This window comes from Legionella shakespearei DSM 23087 (assembly GCF_000373765.1).
Lineage (GTDB): Bacteria > Pseudomonadota > Gammaproteobacteria > Legionellales > Legionellaceae > Legionella > Legionella shakespearei.
This window is the reverse complement of the sequence record NZ_KB892415.1, coordinates 63,541-82,036: the sequence shown is the minus strand read 5'-3', so window position 1 is coordinate 82,036 and position 18,496 is coordinate 63,541. Positions and strand designations below refer to the sequence as shown.

Here is an 18,496-nt window from a genome sequence, read left to right as displayed (position 1 = left end):
TGCCTCAATTAAAATTAAAACGCTCTTCGGCCAAGCGGTAAAGCGGACGCCAGATTAAATGGTTAAATGCCAGAACGTACACACACATCATTGCCGTACCCAGCGCAATCTTGGGAAAATCACCTGCTGTGGTGCTGGCTTGTATGTATTCACCCAAACCAGTCGCTTTCAGCGTGACATTTCCCCAACTCACCCATTCAGCAACAATACTGGCGTTCCATGCGCCACCCGCTGCGGTAATCGCGCCAGTGATGTAAAAAGGGAAAATACCTGGCAAAGCCAATCTTTTCCACCAGTTCCATCCTTTCAGACCAAAATTATCTGCAGCCAAATACAAATCGCGGGGAATGCTTGAAGCTCCGGCGATGACATTAAATAAAATATACCATTGGGTGCCCAGAATCATGAGTGGCGTTACCCAGATTTCAACGCTCAGATTAAATTTGACAATCGCTATAACAAATAAGGGGTAAAACAAATTGGCGGGAAATGCCGCAACAAATTGGATAACGGGCTGTATTCTCTGAGCGATTCTCGGTCTTAATCCAATCCAGACGCCTACCGGAATCCAGACTATAGAACTCAGTATAATCAATACAATAACTCTCGTTCCCGTAGCAGCACCCAATAAAAACACATGCAAGATATCACTGACTTTCAATTCAGCAAGGATAAAGCGCAGTAAAGCCCAGCTGCCAAACACAATAAAGAGTAAAACTAAAGCCCCCCATAATCGGTCTAAACGCTTTTGTTTTTTAAAATCAATTTCCTTTACAGCTCGTGGTTCGCTTATGCGTAACCATCGGGCATTGACAAAACTGTCGGTAAACACATTCAAAGCCTTGGTCACCCGCTTCATTAAACGGCTACCCCGGATGAGATCGATTAACCAGGATTGGTACTCTGAATCATCAGGCGATTGTTCCACTTTGAATTTTTCTGACCAGGCAATCAAAGGTCTGAATAATATCTGATCATAAAGAAAAATAACGATAACCATGGTTAATATGGCATAGCCCACCGCATGTAAATCTTTTTGCGCTATAGCCAAGGCTATGTAGGAGCCGACTCCTGGTAATCTTATGTTTTGATGCGCCACTGAAATTGCTTCAGACAAAACCACGAAAAACCAACTGGCGGACATGGAAATCATCATATTCCACAATAGGCTGGACATGGAAAAGGGCACTTCAACTTTCCAGAAACGTTGCCAGGCCGACAAACGAAACATGGAGGACACTTCTTTCAAATCATGGGGTAACGTTTTTAGTGACTGGTAAAAACCAAAGGTCATGTTCCATACCTGAGCACAGAAAATAGCGAAGATAGAAGCACACTCAGGCCCCAGTAAACTATTGGGAAACAGATGAATAAAACCGGTTACGGTGATTGATAAAAAACTCAATACCGGAATGGACTGCAGAATATCAATGGCGGGTATGATGATCTGCTCCGCACGGCGGTTTTTAGCAGCCAAGGCTCCCACAATAAACGTGAATAATATGGAAAAAATTAAAGCAATAAACAAGCGCAATACGGTCCGCAAAGCGTAAAAAGGCAAGTTTGAAGGAGCGAGTGAAATGGGAATCTGATCGCCTAATTGATAAGGGGTCGCCATTTGCGAACCAGCCCACCCCAAAAAGAACAGCACGGAAAAAATTAAAATGATTAAGAGCATGTCCCAGCGATTAATAAATCTGCCGACCGTATCAGGATTAGCGAAATAAAAACGACTGTTACGAATCATGCCCTTTGTACCTCAAATTGAATACGGATTTATTGATTAATTTAATATCAGCTACTGAATAAGAATAATGAGACAACCCACATCAAGTGATTTTTGGGGATATGCAGGCCGCTACCTTATAAAATACCATAAAGATGCGCTGCTCGATACCTGTCTATGGTGCATAAACCGCTGAAAACCAGTGATAAGCCTCATCAGATAATAGCCATAAAAAAATTTTTGAATAAATAGTGAACTTTTTTATAACTCAGGTGTCTAAGTATATGAGCGTTCCCCCCCGAACTGCTCAGTCCCGCGTTCCCCTCTTTTATGCGGGACAGTGTTTGAATGCACTCATTCAGGCACACAATTTTCCCCGGTATATTAACCGGGGTTTTTTTTATCTGATTCCCGCATTTTTCTTATTAAAAAATAGCTACAATAAAGCTATATCCTTTAAATTTTGAGAATAGACTCATGAACAAAAAAATCGGCTTCCTTTCTGTTGTACTATTATTTCTTGGCAGCCTGGGCGCCCATGCAGAAGCCCCGGATAGAACCCAGTTAGCCGTTTGGGCTAATGAGGCCATTGTTGCCACCTATACTTTTGACTACAAAAATTATCTGCAACAGCAAAAGGAAATTGCCAAATATTTCACTGCTGACGGTTGGATGGCCTACAGTAAAGCACTTAACGACTCCAAGCTTCCTGAAGCCGTACAAAAAAATGCTTATGAAGTGACTGCAGTTGCGACACAGCCACCTGTTATAACCACTCTTGATCCCACTCACTGGCAAGCCACCATGACCATACTGGTAGTGTATAAAAATCCACAATACCAACAGCAGCAAAATTTAAGAGTGGTGTTGAGCTTTTCACCCGCAACAAGCGGACAAGGAGTCCGAGGCTTTGCAGCAACAAGCCTGCAATCGAAAGTGATTAATCCTCCTTGCGTTTGCCAACCTGAAGCAGCTACAGCAACTACACAAGAAGGTGGAAAACAATAAAGCCAAGATGGAATAGGATCAGAGCACTGATTAAGGCGAGAATCACATTTAATTTAAGCGGGATAGTAACATCCAAAGCAGACTGATCTGGCTGGTTAGGATTATAATAGACATCTATTTCTGAGTTTTCCTTGAAGGCTACGGCCGCTTTGTATGCAATATTACGGGCATATTTAGAGTTGGGATTATTATGTGAAGTATCCAGAAAGAGATACTCACCGGTCAGTTCCTTATCATGCACCTCATAGTTGTATTGAATTTTAGGCCAAACGCTATGGCCCACTTTAGTCCATTCGCAATGGGTAATATGCCCCTTAACTTTTAGCCAGGATTTAGACTGCACTAACAGCTTTCTGTTCTGCCAGAAATGCCGCAGGAGAACCAACAGCAAGGCAAGCCAGGTCAGATCAAGCATCCATCGCCAGGAATTGAACCAGTTCATTAGAATGATCTTATCTCGTAAATTTATAGTATATATATATTTCTTCCAATAAGGTAAAAAATACTGTTGCTTTCATGACTATCTGGTCGGGCGTTGCATCAATCGAAAAGGGCAATAAGCATAAAAAGTGCATTTCAAAGTACCCACCGTATATGTATAATCATTTGCATCAAGGTGATAAAAAAAGGAAGTGCAATGATTGCTAAGACTCCACTTCACGCGGCACACATAGCTTGTGGCGCTAAAATGGTAGATTTCCATGGTTGGGATATGCCCTTGCATTACGGCTCTCAGCTGAATGAACATCACATCGTGCGTCATGATGCAGGCATGTTCGATGTGTCCCACATGACTATTGTCGACATACTCGGAGCGGGTGGCCGCCAGTTTTTACGTAAATTGTTAACCAATGATGTTGACCAGTTAAGCCATAACGGTAAAGCGCTTTACAGCTGCATGTGTAACGAACATGGCGGCATTATTGACGACCTGATTGTTTACCAGCGTGCCTCGGACAATTATCGCGTTGTCCTTAACTCGGCAACGCGTCAAAATGACATCAACTGGATTCGCCAGAAAAGCGAAGGCTTTGCTGTAGGACTCCAGGAAAGGGGGGAGCTGGCTATGCTTGCCGTCCAGGGACCTGATGCAATTACCAAAACCCTCAGCATATTAAACCCCGCTCAGATTGATGCCGTATCCACATTGACCAATTTTGAATGTGTTGACGTAGACAACTGGTTTTTTGCCCGCACCGGATATACTGGTGAAGACGGTTTTGAAATTATCGTACCCAAAGAAATCATTGGCCAGCTATGGAGCGACCTAATCAATGCGGGCGTTAAACCCTGCGGACTGGCAGCACGTGATACTCTTCGGTTAGAAGCGGGAATGCTGCTCTATGGACAGGACATGGATGAAACCACCACGCCACTGGAATCAGGACTGGGCTGGACCGTTAAATGGACTCCTGAAGATAGAGGATTTATTGGCATGGGTGCCTTGTTTTCCCAAAAGCAGCACGGTGTGGAGCGCAAAATGGTGGGCTTAACTTTATTAGATAAAGGAATTATGCGCCATGGCCAGAAGGTCATCATAGAAGGCTGTCCTGATGGAATCATTACCAGTGGCAGTTATTCGCCAACATTGGAACAATCCATTGCTTTAGCACGTGTTCCCGTAGAAACTGGCGACAGAGTGATGGTTGATATACGAGGAAAATTAATCCCTGCTCAAGTAGGAAAACCTCGATTTATAAAACAAGGTAAAGCGATTTAACCTGATCCCGTTCCAATGCCGGATCAAAATATAAAAATAAGGATAAGACAATGAATGATTTAAAATTCACCGCAACTCACGAATGGTTACAATCAGGTTCTGATGAAGTCACCATTGGAATCACTGATCACGCACAGCAACTGCTTGGTGATATGGTGTTTGTTGAATTGCCTGAAGTAGGTGATGAAGTTAATGCCGGACAGGAGTTGGGCGTTGTTGAATCGGTAAAGGCAGCTTCTGATTTTTATGCGCCAATCAGTGGCGTGGTTACTGCCGTGAACGAAGCAGTTTCTGAAAACCCGGCTTTGGTTAATACCGAACCTTATTCTGCTGGCTGGCTGGTGAAGCTCAAGCCAACCAATCTCAGCGAAATGAATGACCTGTTAAACGCTGATCAATATCAAAATGAGATAGCTGAGGAAAAATAATCATGCCTTATATCCCACATACTCCAGAAGACACCAAGCGGATGCTGGCCGCCATAGACGTCAACGACACTCAGGCTTTATTTGATGAAATTCCCGCCTCCTTGCAATACGCCGGATTTCAGAATATTCCCGCGGGCGTTAACGAAATGGACATGCTCAAAGAAGCACAGCAATTAGCAAATAAAAACCATAATGGTATCTGTTTTATTGGTGCCGGATGCTATGAACATCACATCCCGGCGGCGGTGTGGGATATTGCATCACGAGGTGAGTTTTTAACTGCTTACACTCCTTACCAGGCAGAAGCCAGCCAGGGAACGTTGCAATTACTCTATGAATATCAAACCATGATCTGCGAATTGACAGGCATGGAAGTATCCAATGCCTCCATGTACGATGGAGCAACGGCACTGGCCGAAGCAGTATTAATGGCGGTCAGGGTAAACAAACACAGCAAAACCAATCGCGTATTGATTGCTGGCACAGTACATCCTTTTTATCGTGAAACGATAGAAACCGTAGTCCGTAACCAGCATATTGAAGTCGTTACCCTGCCCTTTGATGAACAACAGGGAATAACTGCCCTTGCAACCCTTGAACAATATTCCGGTGAAGACATTACTGCGCTGGTTATTGCCCAACCTAACTTTTTTGGTTGTCTGGAACAGGTGGATAAACTGACCAACTGGGCACATCAGAATAAAACCATCAGTGTGGCCTGTGTGAATCCGGTGTCACTGGCTTTGTTAAAGCCACCAGGGTTATGGGGTGATCATGGTGTTGATATTGCCTGTGGCGAAGGCCAGCCTTTAGGTTCTCCTATGGCATCCGGAGGCCCTTATTTCGGGTTTTTAAGTACTCGTATGGCACACGTACGACAAATGCCAGGACGATTAATCGGTTGTACTGTTGATAAAGACGGCAAGACCGGTTTTAGTCTGACGCTTCAGGCGCGTGAACAACATATCCGCCGTGCTAAAGCTACGTCCAATATTTGTACCAATCAGGGATTACTGGTTACTGCAGCGACCATTCATATGAGCCTTTTAGGCGCTGAAGGCTTACGTCAAGTAGCAAGTCAATGCCACCAAAACACTCATGAGCTGGTTAAGGCATTAACTCAGATTGAAGGAGTAGAGGCCGTATTCAACGCACCCTATTTCCATGAAGCCTTACTTAAGTTGAATCAACCTGTTGAAGCAGTATTAAAACAATTAGCAGATGCAGGCATTGCTGGTGGTTATGCTCCAGCTGCCCATTATCCGCAATTGGCGAACACTCTTTTGGTATGCGCAACCGAAATGCGTACGGCAGATGATATAGCCCACTATGCCAAAACACTGAAAGCCATTATGACCAAAAGAGGTGCCTGATGTTTATAGTGCAATTAACTTATATAGCCCCTATCAGCGAAGTGGATAAGTACCTGCAAGCCCATAGGGAGTTTCTCGATTACTATTACAAACAGGGTTTGCTGGTTGCCTCAGGACCGATGAAACCAAGGACTGGTGGAATTATTATCGCGGCGACTAACGATAAGGCTTATCTGGAATCTGTGTTCCAACAAGACCCTTATGTTCTGGCTGAAATAGCGGACTATCAATTTATTGAATTCACGCCGGTAAAGCATAGGGAAGAACTTAAAGAACTTATTCAAAAAACGGAAGGCAAATTATGTTAATTTTTGAATTATCCAAAGAGAATCGCCAGGCAACAGCCCAGGCACCTAAAATTGCAACCAGCAGTTATGCCATTCCTGAAGAGTTTCAACGCAAGGCAGCGCCGAGAATGCCTGCTTGTTCTGAATTACAAGTGGTCAGGCATTTTACCCGCCTGTCCCACAAGAATTTCTCTATAGACACCAATTTTTATCCTCTTGGCTCTTGTACCATGAAGTACAACCCGCGTGGTGTTCATAAGGCAGCTTCTTTACCAGGCTTTGCCAACCGGCATCCCCTGGCGTTGCAACAGGAAAGCCAGGGCTTTTTAGAATCCATGTACCATCTGCAAAATAACATTGCTGAAATTACTGGTATGGCAGGTGTTTCTCTTACGCCAATGGCTGGCTCTCAGGGAGAGTTTGCCGGTGTGGCGATGATAAAAGCCTATCATCAGTCACGAGGTGATACTGCCCGTGATGAAATGCTTATTCCTGATGCAGCTCATGGTACTAATCCAGCGTCTGCGGTCATGTGCGGTTTCAAGGTAGTAGAAATAGCTACTGCAGCTGATGGTGACATTGACCTTGAAGAGCTAAAAAGTAAAGTAGGCCCGAGAACTGCTGGAATCATGCTGACTAACCCGTCAACGCTGGGCTTGTTCATGCGTCAGATTAAGGAAATAGCATCCCTGGTGCATCAGGCTGGCGGTCTGTTGTATTACGATGGAGCCAACCTGAATGCTATTTTGGGTAAAGTACGTCCTGGGGACATGGGCTTTGATGTCATGCACCTTAATTTACACAAAACCTTTGCTACTCCTCATGGTGGAGGCGGCCCTGGTGCTGGTCCGGTAGCGGTAAGTAAACGCCTTGTACCCTTCATGCCTCTTCCTGTAGTTAAAAAAACGGAGGCAGGTTATGAATGGGCAACCCGTCAGGATTACCCGCAAAGCATTGGCCGTTTGTCTTGCTTTATGGGAAATGCGAGCATTTTACTGCGTGCTTATTTCTACATGGTGGTGCTTGGTAAAGAAGGGCTATTAAGAGTGTCTGAATACGCCACACTGAATGCCAACTATTTGCTTAAGGAATTGACCAAAGCAGGATTTACCCCTGCTTACCCTGCCAGAAGAGCGTCTCACGAGTTCATTTTGACCTTGAGCCCAGAAAAGAAAAATTACGGCATTACGGCAATGGATTTGGCGAAAAGGCTGCTGGATTATGGTTATCATGCCCCAACAACCTACTTCCCCTTGCTGGTTCCAGAGTGTTTATTGATTGAACCTACGGAAACAGAAAGCAAGGAAGCTCTGGATGGCTTTATTCAGGCTATGAAAGCAATCAGGGAAGAGGCAGCTAAAGATCCTGATATCCTGAAAGATGCTCCGCATACCTTGCCTGTTAAGCGGTTGGATGATGTTAAGGCAGCCAGAGAGCTGGATTTAAATTATTTTGCCAAGCAGGATTCAATGCAATAATAGCATCGCTCCCAGGCCTCGTCGTCCTGAGCGCGTCTTTTGGCGCGAAGGATCTCCCCTTTCTGGCACCATGCCGCCTTTCGGGAGATCCTTCGCGCCAAAAGACGCGCTCAGGACGACGGAGTTCGGAGGAACAAGAACAAGAATTTGAAACCCTTCATTTCTTAAGTTGGCACTTATCCGCCAATGTTGTAAAGACTGCTCATTTCACGTTTTATGAAAAAATCCAGACAAAATATCAATAAAAACGCACTATCACCAAAAACCCGCAAAAGTGATATATAATATAAACAAACAGATATAATAATAAGCGTGTAAATTGAATCAGCCACTAATAAAAACATTATTAGCAAGACAGGGGATCTACAACAAGGAAAGGTCGGTGTACGCCTATGAACTGTTATATCGTAATGGTGATACGCCTACTGCCAATGTAGATAATATGAATCCCTTTTCAGGTGACGCAGCGACTTCATCAGTCATTACACAGCTGTTTACCAATCTTGATATGGAAACAATATTGGGTAACAAACGGGCTTTTATCAATTTCACTCATAATCACCTGGTACAGCAAATACCCAATTTACTGCCTAAAGAACGGATTGTCATAGAAGTATTGGAAACAGTGAAAATCGATCAAAACCTCATTAAAAATTTAATAGCGCTCAACAAACTAGGTTATAAAATTGCCCTTGATGATTTTATTTATCGCGATGAACTCAAACCACTGATAGAAATAGCGGACATCATTAAAATAGATGTACTGAATCTCAACAAGGACCAAATTGCCAGACAATTAGATCCTCTGAGTCATTTCAGAGGCAAATTACTTGCCGAAAAAATTGAAGACAAAAACCAGTTTGGCCATTGCGTCGATCTGGGCTTTCATTTCTTCTAGGGCTTTTTTCTTAATAAACCAGATCCTTTAAAAGGACAAGCGATCACCGAAAACAAGACCAATCTTTTGCGTTTATTAGCCGAATTGAATGATGAGCAAGTTCCAATAGAGCGAGTAGAAGAAATCATTTTACAAATCCCCAAATTAAGCTACCGCATTTTGCGCCTGGCCAACTCAGCGTCACGTTATATGGGCAGAAAAATTGATTCACTTATGGATGCAATAACCCAATTGGGATTAATACAAATCCGCAACTGGTTAAGCCTTTTATTACTGGCCAGCATGGATGATGTCGTTCCTGATCTGCTGGAACGTACCCTGATACGCGCTAAAATGTGTGAGTATTTATCCAGGGCTGATGGTAAATCTAACCCACACCAAGCCTATACAGTGGGCATTTTATCCACCCTGGATGGTATTCTCAATGAGCCGATGGAGTCTTTGTTAGCTAAAATACAATTAAGTGAAGCACTTAACGAAGCGCTGCTCAACCATAATGGCGAATTGGGTAAAATACTGAAATTTACCATTGATTACGAGCAAGCCAATTTCAATAAATTAGAAAATGCCCCTATTAATCAAGAAGACTTTACCCGTTCCTACCTCCAGGGAATAGAGCACGCCAATAACGTCATCAGCATTATCAACAAATAAACCCTATTTTACCCCTAACTCTACCAAACGCTCGTGCAAATACTCACCTGCCGTTTTTTCAGGAGACAAGCGGACTTTAGTATCCGGATGCAGAAATAAAGGCATGGATAATCTGGCCTCCTGATTTGCATCGGGATTAATAACCCTATGAGTAGTTGAGCGGTAATAATTATCAGTAGCCAAGGCCAGCATATCGCCAATATTAATTACTATGCTTTCTTTAGCACAGGGAACCTCATGCCAATTGCCATGATTATCTTTTACCTGTAATCCAGAGCTGGTTGCACCCACAAGTAACGTGATGAGATTAATGTCTTCATGTGCAGCAGCCCGGACAGCGCCAGCGGGTTCGTTTCCAGATAAAGGCGGATAATGTAAGATGCGCAGCATGGTTTGATTGCTGTGCTCAATCATGGCTGACAAAGGCATGGATAATTTGCTGGCAATTGCGGCGGGTAATTCATCTTCCAGCCAGGATAGTAAAGTCGCAGCTAACTGATTCAATTGCTGGTATAGCTTTTTGGTATTGTCACCCAGGTTTTTGGGATATTGCCCCCATGGATAATACTGATAAAATTCTTTCAAATCACGCTGTTCGGCCCCTTTTGCCTTTTCAGAAATTGAAGCGGGGAAATAACCATCCTGAGTTTCCACAATAAATTGATAATTAAATTTGTCTTCACTGTGAAAAAAAGTCATCCATTCTTTATAAATGTCATCAATTAATTGAATGTCTATAGGGTGATTTTCCAGAACAGCAAAACCAGTTTGGTGCAAAGAAGAGGCGAATAAAGAAACCGCATCCGATTTTTCAAAATCAATTCTTAATACATTCATGTTATCGATTCCATCGTTTTATAAAGATTATCCGGCAGACGCTAAAATTACTATTAAAATTCCATCCTGACAACCTGTATTCTCTGTCCCTGAGCGGCATGCTGAATATGGATATTTGCTCTATAATTCACCTAACCTGATGAAAAATAATTAATTTTATAAAAAAACTCTTTGCTATTGAAAAAAAATAAGTTATAACAGTCTTACCTGGTTCAAGGATTGACGGGTAAAGTTGTTGGTCAGCGTCACTGAAAAGAGATGCTGGGTTAGCTATTTTTTCATGGAGTGAGAAAATGAACAGTAAAGTGTTTTCACAACGCTTTAATCGCGAATTAGCATCACTGGGATTTCCAGAAGAATTAACTGAAAAAACCAAGGCCGTATCTAAAGTTTTTGGAGTAACCCGCCACCTGGCAAATTCCATGATTTTCGGACATATACTTCCCAACAGTGACACTCTGGATAAAATAGCGGAAATTCTGGAAGTATGCCCCCAATGGTTGGGTGGAGCTACAGACCGGAAAAAAGCGTATCCAGGCCGTGAAACCGCTGAAAGCGTGTAAAATTATTGGATTTATTGTATACTTTAGTCTAATAGATGGCGTTTGCCACAACAAACGCCTTTTTCAAATTGCTGGTTATCATCATCATGGAATGCTTAAGTTTTTGTGTCGCAAAATCAATAGACTTGTCACGTTTGGACAATCATTTTAAAAACTCTGCAACTGTTTACACTTCGGTGAAAACACGCGATGTGATAAAGCTCAACCCACGAAATAACAAAGAGCATACGGTATTCATTTTTAAGAATGGAACCGTGGTTTCCTGGGGCGTCAAACGGTACCAGATTAATGATTACCTCAACACCATAAAGCTCCTGATCGATAAGCCGGTGACGCTTTTAGTCCATGATGAGTTTCATTATCAAATCAGCGATAAAACAGCCATAGAACCGCATGATTTCTATGATGTAGATTGCCTCACTATGGAAGATGACAGTGATGAGCTTAAACTAAGCCTTTCTTACGGGTTTTCACAATCGGTTAAATTGCAATATTTTGAAACCATCATTGATGCCTTGATTGAAAAGTATAACCCTATGATTCAAACCTTATCGCACAAAGGTGAAATGCCGATCCGCCGCAAACAGATTCAACAGGTTATCGGAGAAATTCTGGGTGCCAAGAGCGAATTGAATTTAATCAGTAACTTCCTTTATCATCCCAAATATTTTTGGCAACATCCTACGCTGGAACAGCATTTTTCCATGTTGGAGCGTTATTTACACATCCAAAGACGGGTAAATGCAATTAACCACCGTCTGGACACGCTCAATGAAATTTTTGAGATGTTTAACGGTTATCTGGAAAATCGCCACGGCCATAATCTGGAAATCATTATTATTGTTTTGATTGCTATAGAAATTATTCTCTTTATATCCAATTTCCATTTTTAAATTTTGAGGCTGTAGCTATAAGGCTTTAACCCGATCTACGTCGTCCTGAGCGCGTCTTTTGGCGCGAAGGATCTCCTGGAAGTGGCGTGGTGACAATGTTTGGAGATCCTTCGCGCCAAAAGACGCGCTCAGGACGACGTGGATCGGGGAATAGCCGGTGTCGTAGCCACTGCCGTAGCGAGCGTAGAAGAGTCAGTTGCTTTAAAACCTATTCAGTATACAATCTTGGTTGCAAATAGCCCCTCTCTTTGTGTAGCATTAGATTTTCCTATCCAGGCTCTATCCCATGAACACTCTAAAATCCTATTTTCTTAAGGGCACAACTCTGAAAACAGAGATTCTGGCTGGAATCACTACTTTTTTAACCATGGTTTACATAGCCTTTGTTAACCCTGCTATCTTGCATGATGCGGGTATGGATCAGGGGGCTGTATTTACTGCGACTTGTCTGGTAACAGCTTTTGCCTGTGCCCTGACGGGCATTCTGGCCAATACACCCATTGGTGTTGCACCGGGAATGGCGCTCAATATTTATTTTTCTTACAGCGTAGTACAAGCCATGGGGATTGATTGGCAACATGCCTTGGCTATGGTGTTTATCTCGGGATTACTCTTTTTCCTGGTAACCCTGACCAGTTTAAGGCGGTTGCTAATAGAAGCCATCCCCTATAATCTGCAAATTGCGATTTTAATCGGCATCAGCTTACTTATTGCCTTAATCGCTTTACAGACCAATCAAATCATCATTGATGATTCACACAGCCTGATGAAACTGGGCGATATCAAACGCACTGAAACCGGTTTGTTCTTTTTAGGGTTTTTACTTATTTTACTGCTTGATTACTACAGCATACCAGGAGCCATTATTCTTGGCATATTGAGCATCAGCGCTTTGAGTCTGATACTTGGCCTATCATCATGGCAAGGCCTGGTTGCCCTGCCGCCTTCGATGGAAGCAACATTCCTGAAACTTGATTTTTCAGGAATGACCAGCCCCGATGCTTTAAAAGCCACCTTTACTTTTTTTCTGATAGCCATATTTGACGCCACTGGCACTTTGATTGGTTTGCTGAACCCAACTGTGTTCAAAAACCAGGAAAATTTTCCTAAACGTCTTGGTTACAGCTTGACTGCTGATGCTGCAGCCTCTTCTCTGGCTGGACTACTTGGATCAGCAAGCACATCACCTTACATAGAATCAGCAACAGGGATAGAAGCAGGGGGACGAACCGGTTTAACTGCGTTGGTAATCGCTGCAGGCTTTATCCTGATGCTCTTTTTCTTCCCCCTGGCAAAAATGATTCCCAGTTTTGCGGTAGGCCCTGCTTTGCTTTATGTTGCCTGCTGCATGATGAAACATTTAACGGATATGAAGGTTTCAGACATCAGTGAAACAGCGCCTTGTATGGTTACTATTATGATGATTCCTTTTACTTCATCTATTGCCAATGGCATAGGGGGCGGGATTATTCTTTATACTTTGTTGAAATTACTTACACGCCAAAACATTAATCCTTTAGTGGTAGTTTTGAGTTTGGTTTTTGTTGTTTTCTTTTTGATTAGTTGAAACAGCCCGGTGTGCTTGCAGCTGTCTCTTGATCACATCTTGGTTTATGCCCTAGACCAATGCTAAATCAGGCTCTGTGCCGCAACAAAAATTCCGCTTCCTAACGGTCGCGGCTCGGTTTCCGGTGCACGATGAAGCATCTACAAAAGCACGGAAACCGAGCCGCGACCGTTAGGAAGCGGAACAGTTATACTGGTAGGATTCAGATTTCGTAACTCTCTGCTGCTCTGGCACAGTCTTTCGGAAACCCCTTGCCGCATTGATCCCGGCTGCAAGCAGACCGGGCTACGCACCCTGCCAGGATTTAGGTTTCAGCGTATGATTTACTTTAAGCGCTGGTAGCTTTCTAAAGCTACTTGCCGTGCTGTGGCATGGTCTACTATTGGAGCTGGATAATCAGCAAATGTGCCCTTGGGGGCATTCCAGGGTTGGTGTATCCATTGTTTTGTTGCGGAGGCCAGCTCAGGAACCCAACGCTTGATATACTCCCCTTGCGGATCAAATTTCTCGCCTTGAACGGTGGGATTGAAAATACGGTAATAAGGTGCCGCATCCGCGCCTGAGCCCGCCACCCATTGCCAACTGGCGGAATTATTAGCCAAATCAGCATCCAGCAAAGTATCCCAAAACCAGGCCGCCCCTCTGCGCCAATCAATCATTAAATGTTTGGTTAAAAAAGAGGCCACGATCATTCTCACCCTATTGTGCATGTAACCCGTGTGCCAGAGTTCACGCATGCCGGCATCGACAATGGGATATCCTGTTAAACCCCGTTGCCAGAGCCTTAATCCTTCTTCATCATTTTGCCAGGGAAAGGCATCAAATTGCGGCTTGAAATTAGCCTCCATCAATTGAGGGAAATGATAAAGCAATTGGTACGAAAATTCCCTCCAGCCCAATTCAGCCAAATAAGTTTCGGCAGAAAGCAAATCACAACCCGGCTCTCGCATAACCTGCTGTATCGCCGCCCAGACTTGCTGTGGACTGATTTCACCAAAATGCAGATGAGGGGATAGCCTTGAGGTGCCAGACGTTCCTGGTTCATTACGGTGCTCTTTATAGCCAGACAAATACTCGTCAATAAATAAATCCAGATTAGCTAAAGCCCCCTGCTCACCGGGTTGCCAATAAGAAGCAAAGCCCACAGCCCAATCAGGCTTTTTAGGCAGCAAATTCCATTCATCCAACGGGTCAGAAGGGATAGATTGGCTTAAAGGCCATTTGGCAACATTCATTAAAGGTCTGGGTTGCATCTGACGTAAGCATTGCTTCCAATACGGAGTAAATACTTTAAAATAGTTTCCACTTTGGTTCATCACTTCCCAGGGCTCGTGCAACAAACTGCCGTTACAGCTGATGACCTGAATGCCCATTGCTTTTAATTCAGTCTTGATGGCCTGATCTCTTGCGCTGTGCATAGGCTCATAGCAACGATTCCAATACACTGCCTCTACCTGATATTGGCTAATTAGCTCTTTAAACAAGGTCATGGGATCGCTTTGCCGCAAATACAAATCCAGATTGACTTGCTGCAAATTGCTTTTTAACGAAAGCAAAGAATGATGCAGCCACCAGAGTTGTGCTCCACCCATGGCCAACGCCGGTTTTATTTCCTTGATGTATAAAGGAATAATCTTCTGATGATTTTTACAGGCAAGGGTTAATGCAGGATTATCATAACACCTGAGATCTTGTCTAAACCAAAAAATTGCTGTTGACATAAGTTCCTTCGCTACTACTGGTTAAGGCAAACAACTATTCTATCTTTAATGCAGCAAGCAATTAAAACTTTTTTCTAAAAAATAGGAAAAACGGTGCAAAACACGCTAATCTTAGCAGTAATAAGTATTAACTAAAAAAGCCCCATTATGATTAACCATACGAATCAGCTTAATGCATCGCAACTGCAAGAACTGGAACATTTAGTAGCCCAGTGCAAAAAAGTAGATGGCAGTACACCCAATGTGTACACTCATATTCTGAATCAGGCCAGAAGCCTGCCTGCAAGCCTGCTTTTTTATAAGGAAAAAGAACTGGTAGGTTTTTTAAGCGCTTATTTTTTTTATGAAGATGCAGTAGAGATCGCAACCCTGGTTACCCCTTCTATGCGTAGAAAAGGAATTGCCAGACAACTGATTCAGGAAATTGTACCGCTGATTCAAAGCCAGAATTATGAAAATCTTATCTTTTCCAGCCCCTCTCACCTGAATAACCAGTGGCTTACTCAAAAGGGACTGTCTTATCTGCATAGTGAATATTATATGGAAAGGGATGATCTCAATCCTTTACTGGATTACAACCAATCCCTGACCTTCCGTAAGGGAACTATGGACGACATTCCCGTTTTATGCAGCATAGATAAGCACTGTTTTCCCATGCATCATGTGGATTCTGTGGCACGATTTGAACATATATTGAATGGCAGGGAATATCAGATCGTTATTGCTCTGCAAAATAACCAACCCGTAGGAAAAGCGCACCTGCGCTGGCAAGAGAATGGCGCCACACTGTCTGATATCGCGATATTGCCCGCACAACAGGGTAAAGGCCTGGGCACAGCATTAATTGCTCACTGCATCAATCTGGCTCTAAGCGAAGGCAAACCGCATCTTAACCTGGATGTTGAAACCCATAATTTAAGGGCTCTTGATCTCTATACCCGACTTGGCTTTGTCACTCAAAATGCCTGTGATTATTGGGAAATCAAGCTGCATCAACTGCCTCAATAATCGTGCATTAATTCATAAAGACTTACAAAAAACTCTGACGAAATGAGTTTTTCGTAAGCCTGTCCATATAATTCTTGACAGGATTTAAACCTCACCTTTAGTATTGCTGATGTCTATTTATGGAAGGCTTAGATAACCATTCACCATAATTCTAAAAAACGCAATTGGGTGTTTTTAAAGGAGGTTATCTCAAAACGCGCCGAATATGGCTTTTTTATTTGATAAAAAGGACTATGAATGAAAAAAAGGGTTGTTATAACGGGCATGGAAATAACATCTTCCATAGGCACTGGTATAGAAAAGTTTTGGGATGCTGCACAGCAGGGACTTTGTGGTATCAAACGTATCCAGGCTTATGATCCATCACCTTATACAACTCAAATTGCGGGGGAAGTGACTGATTTGTCACTGGATCATCTTCCCGAATTTAATAAGAGCAAACGCTACCCAAAAGCGGCTCAGTTTGCCTTATATTGCGCTCATCATGCCATAGAGCGCTCAGGACTCGGGGCAGAAGAACTCGCAACGGCAGGAACCTATATTGGTACCAGCCTTGGTGGTCACCCTGAAATGGAACTGGGCTACAAAATCTTTTTCACCGAAACCTGGAAAAAAATCCCGCCACTGAGCATCATCAGGGCAATGCCTAACTCGGTTGCCAACCATGTAGCAATTGCCTTTGGTTTAGGAGGCCCTAATTCGACCATTTCTAACGCCTGTGTTTCTTCCGGAGAGGCTATTGGTACAGCCTATCAGCAAATTGCCCAAGGCAACCTCACCACAGCCGTCTGCGGAGGCACTGAGTCATTGGTATGGGAATCTGTTATGGCGGGATGGTGCAAATTACGCGTGATGTCTACCAACAATGAAAATCCATCACAAGCCAGCCGCCCATTTGATTTGAACCGTGACGGGATGGTAATGGCTGATGGAGCCGGAATCCTGATTCTGGAAGAATTACAACAGGCTAAAGCACGAGGCGCAACAATTCTTGCCGAGATTATTGGCTTTGGTGCCAGCTGTGATGCCTTTCATGTAACCGCCCCCAATTCACAGGGACAAACCCGTGCGATTCATGCGGCATTAAATGACGCACGCCTGTCGCCAAATGATATCCATTACATTAATGCGCATGGAACAGGAACCCAATTGAATGACAGTACTGAAACTCAAACCATCAAAGCCGTTTTTGGTGAGAGAGCTTATGAAATTCCGGTAACCGCGCAAAAGGCAATGACGGGGCATACTATTGGGGCGGCAGGCGCTATGGAAATAATTGCCACTACCTTGAGTTTACAAAAAGATATGTTATTACCTACTATCAATTTGCAAACGCCTGATCCTGAATGCGACCTTGATTACGTAGCTAATGAGGCACGGGCTAAGCCCATTGAAATTGCCCTATCCAACCATTTTGCTTTTGGTGGGGCGAATGCGGCGTTGATATTGCGTAAGTACAGAGGATGATGATCTACGTCGTCCTTCGCGCCAAAAGACGCGCTCAGGACGACGTGAACAGCTAAGTATACAAGAAGCTTAAACTGAACAGTAATTGATGATTATACATATGGGTTAAACGCGGACCCGTTACCAGTGTAGCGTTATCGTCACCTAAAAAGCTTTTACCCAAATCAGCAAATTCATACCCGACGCCAACCTGCCAATGCTTGCTAACCATTGTTTGAACACCTGCCCCTAAACTATAGGCGAAAGCAACGGTAGTATTTGATTCAAACCATGGTGGCAAATACAGATTAGGATCGATATAGCCATTGCGGTAATCGTGTGAATTATTAAACCCGACGCCAAGGCTGCCACTGACATAAGGCTGTACTGGCTGACAGGTATTACCAATCAGTTTACCTTTTAATTCTATACGGACATGGTTTACTTTATATTCGTAACCATAAAGATCCGGGAACCCGTTTACATTCACCGTACCGGTTACTTTTGCATCACTGACACCCGCCACACCAAGACCCAACTCACCCAGCATATAAGGAAGAATGGGGCGTTGCAAGCCAAAAAAGATTTCCGCATTGGCCATAGTGCTTGTTGGTGAATTATAAGTATAAAAATTATACATCGGGAGTGGTGAAGGATATAAGTATTGATTTTGACCTGCTGTTCCCCAGGAAGGTCCACCACTTAAAGTAATGATTGAGCCCCAGGCCAGAGGCAGGTCAATATCATAAATAGATTGACCTGCTGCAACACTGAGGGAAAAACTGGCGCCAACTCCTGCGAGTATTATTTTTTTAAACATATCCCGTCCTTTTGAGTTCAAAATAAGGCAATAAAACCAATAAATTAAAAGCTGATTACCCGATTTTAT

18 protein-coding genes are annotated in these 18,496 nt (G+C 43.4%); 13 read left to right on the top strand and 5 right to left on the bottom strand.

The features are described from left to right. Nucleotides 1–4: 4 nt before the first annotated feature. A complete protein-coding gene (locus B094_RS0111265; RefSeq protein ID WP_026253997.1) occupies nt 5–1,744 on the bottom strand; it encodes an ABC transporter permease in 1,740 nt (579 codons plus the stop codon). 459 nt (nt 1,745–2,203) lie between these two features. On the opposite strand from B094_RS0111265, the gene B094_RS0111255 reads away from it, so the two are divergent. Next, a complete protein-coding gene (locus B094_RS0111255) occupies nt 2,204–2,734 on the top strand; it encodes a DotI/IcmL family type IV secretion protein (RefSeq protein WP_018577914.1) in 531 nt (176 codons plus the stop codon). On the opposite strand, the gene B094_RS0111250 is transcribed toward B094_RS0111255, so the two are convergent. Then, the gene (locus B094_RS0111250) at nt 2,709–3,176 is read right to left on the bottom strand and encodes a DUF3592 domain-containing protein (RefSeq protein ID WP_026253996.1); all 468 of its coding nucleotides are present in this window, start codon (nt 3,174–3,176) and stop codon (nt 2,709–2,711) included. The two genes, B094_RS0111255 and B094_RS0111250, sit on opposite strands and share 26 nt — an antisense overlap. 195 nt (nt 3,177–3,371) lie before the next feature. On the opposite strand from B094_RS0111250, the gene gcvT reads away from it, so the two are divergent. From gcvT to B094_RS17595, 7 genes are all read left to right on the top strand, one after another. Continuing rightward, nucleotides 3,372–4,454 carry a glycine cleavage system aminomethyltransferase GcvT gene (gene gcvT / locus B094_RS0111245; protein ID WP_018577912.1) on the top strand — a complete coding sequence of 361 codons (1,083 nt, stop codon included), beginning with the start codon at nt 3,372–3,374 and terminating at the stop codon, nt 4,452–4,454. Between the two features lie 50 nt (nt 4,455–4,504). Then, a complete protein-coding gene (gene gcvH / locus B094_RS0111240) occupies nt 4,505–4,882 on the top strand; it encodes a glycine cleavage system protein GcvH (RefSeq protein ID WP_018577911.1) in 378 nt (125 codons plus the stop codon). Between the two features lie 2 nt (nt 4,883–4,884). After that, on the top strand, nt 4,885–6,255 hold the full coding sequence (gcvPA, locus tag B094_RS0111235; protein WP_018577910.1) for an aminomethyl-transferring glycine dehydrogenase subunit GcvPA: 1,371 nt from the start codon (nt 4,885–4,887) through the stop codon (nt 6,253–6,255). Further along, on the top strand, nt 6,255–6,563 hold the full coding sequence (locus B094_RS0111230) for a YciI family protein (protein WP_018577909.1): 309 nt from the start codon (nt 6,255–6,257) through the stop codon (nt 6,561–6,563). Before gcvPA ends, B094_RS0111230 begins: the two co-directional genes overlap by 1 nt. Then, on the top strand, nt 6,557–8,020 hold the full coding sequence (gene gcvPB, locus B094_RS0111225) for an aminomethyl-transferring glycine dehydrogenase subunit GcvPB (RefSeq protein ID WP_018577908.1): 1,464 nt from the start codon (nt 6,557–6,559) through the stop codon (nt 8,018–8,020). Before B094_RS0111230 ends, gcvPB begins: the two co-directional genes overlap by 7 nt. A 382-nt stretch (nt 8,021–8,402) precedes the next feature. Continuing rightward, nucleotides 8,403–8,918 carry an EAL and HDOD domain-containing protein gene (locus B094_RS17600; protein ID WP_018577907.1) on the top strand — a complete coding sequence of 172 codons (516 nt, stop codon included), beginning with the start codon at nt 8,403–8,405 and terminating at the stop codon, nt 8,916–8,918. 66 nt (nt 8,919–8,984) lie between these two features. Continuing rightward, nucleotides 8,985–9,572, top strand: coding sequence for an EAL and HDOD domain-containing protein (locus tag B094_RS17595; protein WP_018577906.1), 588 nt, complete (start codon nt 8,985–8,987; stop codon nt 9,570–9,572). 3 nt (nt 9,573–9,575) lie between these two features. Here B094_RS17595 and B094_RS0111215 read toward each other — a convergent pair whose 3' ends face one another. Further along, complete coding sequence (locus B094_RS0111215; RefSeq protein WP_018577905.1) at nt 9,576–10,409, bottom strand: isopenicillin N synthase family dioxygenase; 834 nt, start codon at nt 10,407–10,409, stop codon at nt 9,576–9,578. 293 nt (nt 10,410–10,702) lie between these two features. On the opposite strand from B094_RS0111215, the gene B094_RS0111210 reads away from it, so the two are divergent. From B094_RS0111210 to B094_RS0111200, 3 genes are all read left to right on the top strand, one after another. After that, on the top strand, nt 10,703–10,972 hold the full coding sequence (locus B094_RS0111210; protein ID WP_018577904.1) for a hypothetical protein: 270 nt from the start codon (nt 10,703–10,705) through the stop codon (nt 10,970–10,972). Nucleotides 10,973–11,058: 86 nt separating this feature from the next. After that, the gene (locus B094_RS0111205) at nt 11,059–11,865 is read left to right on the top strand and encodes an RMD1 family protein (protein ID WP_026253995.1); all 807 of its coding nucleotides are present in this window, start codon (nt 11,059–11,061) and stop codon (nt 11,863–11,865) included. A 286-nt stretch (nt 11,866–12,151) separates the two neighbouring features. Continuing rightward, nucleotides 12,152–13,432, top strand: coding sequence for an NCS2 family permease (locus B094_RS0111200; RefSeq protein ID WP_018577902.1), 1,281 nt, complete (start codon nt 12,152–12,154; stop codon nt 13,430–13,432). Nucleotides 13,433–13,755: 323 nt separating this feature from the next. Here the strand turns inward: B094_RS0111200 and B094_RS0111195 are convergent, their stop codons facing one another. Continuing rightward, the gene (locus tag B094_RS0111195; protein WP_018577901.1) at nt 13,756–15,153 is read right to left on the bottom strand and encodes a cryptochrome/photolyase family protein; all 1,398 of its coding nucleotides are present in this window, start codon (nt 15,151–15,153) and stop codon (nt 13,756–13,758) included. Between the two features lie 147 nt (nt 15,154–15,300). Here B094_RS0111195 and B094_RS0111190 point away from each other — a divergent pair, with 147 nt between their 5' ends. Beyond that, a complete protein-coding gene (locus B094_RS0111190; RefSeq protein WP_018577900.1) occupies nt 15,301–16,161 on the top strand; it encodes a GNAT family N-acetyltransferase in 861 nt (286 codons plus the stop codon). Between the two features lie 237 nt (nt 16,162–16,398). After that, on the top strand, nt 16,399–17,628 hold the full coding sequence (locus B094_RS0111185; RefSeq protein WP_018577899.1) for a beta-ketoacyl-[acyl-carrier-protein] synthase family protein: 1,230 nt from the start codon (nt 16,399–16,401) through the stop codon (nt 17,626–17,628). 52 nt (nt 17,629–17,680) lie between these two features. Here B094_RS0111185 and B094_RS0111180 read toward each other — a convergent pair whose 3' ends face one another. Further along, nucleotides 17,681–18,427 (bottom strand): outer membrane protein, encoded by a 747-nt coding sequence (locus B094_RS0111180; RefSeq protein WP_018577898.1) that lies wholly within the window; start codon nt 18,425–18,427, stop codon nt 17,681–17,683. Between the last annotated feature and the right edge of the window lie 69 nt (nt 18,428–18,496).

Coding starts and splice junctions, on each gene's coding strand:
- B094_RS0111255 (WP_018577914.1), top strand. CDS start 2,204: ATGAACAAAAAAATCGGCTTCCTTTCTGTTGTACTATTATTTCTTGGC.
- B094_RS0111250 (WP_026253996.1), bottom strand. CDS start 3,176: ATGAACTGGTTCAATTCCTGGCGATGGATGCTTGATCTGACCTGGCTT.
- gcvT (WP_018577912.1), top strand. CDS start 3,372: ATGATTGCTAAGACTCCACTTCACGCGGCACACATAGCTTGTGGCGCT.
- gcvH (WP_018577911.1), top strand. CDS start 4,505: ATGAATGATTTAAAATTCACCGCAACTCACGAATGGTTACAATCAGGT.
- gcvPA (WP_018577910.1), top strand. CDS start 4,885: ATGCCTTATATCCCACATACTCCAGAAGACACCAAGCGGATGCTGGCC.
- B094_RS0111230 (WP_018577909.1), top strand. CDS start 6,255: ATGTTTATAGTGCAATTAACTTATATAGCCCCTATCAGCGAAGTGGAT.
- gcvPB (WP_018577908.1), top strand. CDS start 6,557: ATGTTAATTTTTGAATTATCCAAAGAGAATCGCCAGGCAACAGCCCAG.
- B094_RS0111215 (WP_018577905.1), bottom strand. CDS start 10,409: ATGAATGTATTAAGAATTGATTTTGAAAAATCGGATGCGGTTTCTTTA.
- B094_RS0111210 (WP_018577904.1), top strand. CDS start 10,703: ATGAACAGTAAAGTGTTTTCACAACGCTTTAATCGCGAATTAGCATCA.
- B094_RS0111205 (WP_026253995.1), top strand. CDS start 11,059: ATGGAATGCTTAAGTTTTTGTGTCGCAAAATCAATAGACTTGTCACGT.
- B094_RS0111200 (WP_018577902.1), top strand. CDS start 12,152: ATGAACACTCTAAAATCCTATTTTCTTAAGGGCACAACTCTGAAAACA.
- B094_RS0111195 (WP_018577901.1), bottom strand. CDS start 15,153: ATGTCAACAGCAATTTTTTGGTTTAGACAAGATCTCAGGTGTTATGAT.
- B094_RS0111190 (WP_018577900.1), top strand. CDS start 15,301: ATGATTAACCATACGAATCAGCTTAATGCATCGCAACTGCAAGAACTG.
- B094_RS0111185 (WP_018577899.1), top strand. CDS start 16,399: ATGAAAAAAAGGGTTGTTATAACGGGCATGGAAATAACATCTTCCATA.
- B094_RS0111180 (WP_018577898.1), bottom strand. CDS start 18,427: ATGTTTAAAAAAATAATACTCGCAGGAGTTGGCGCCAGTTTTTCCCTC.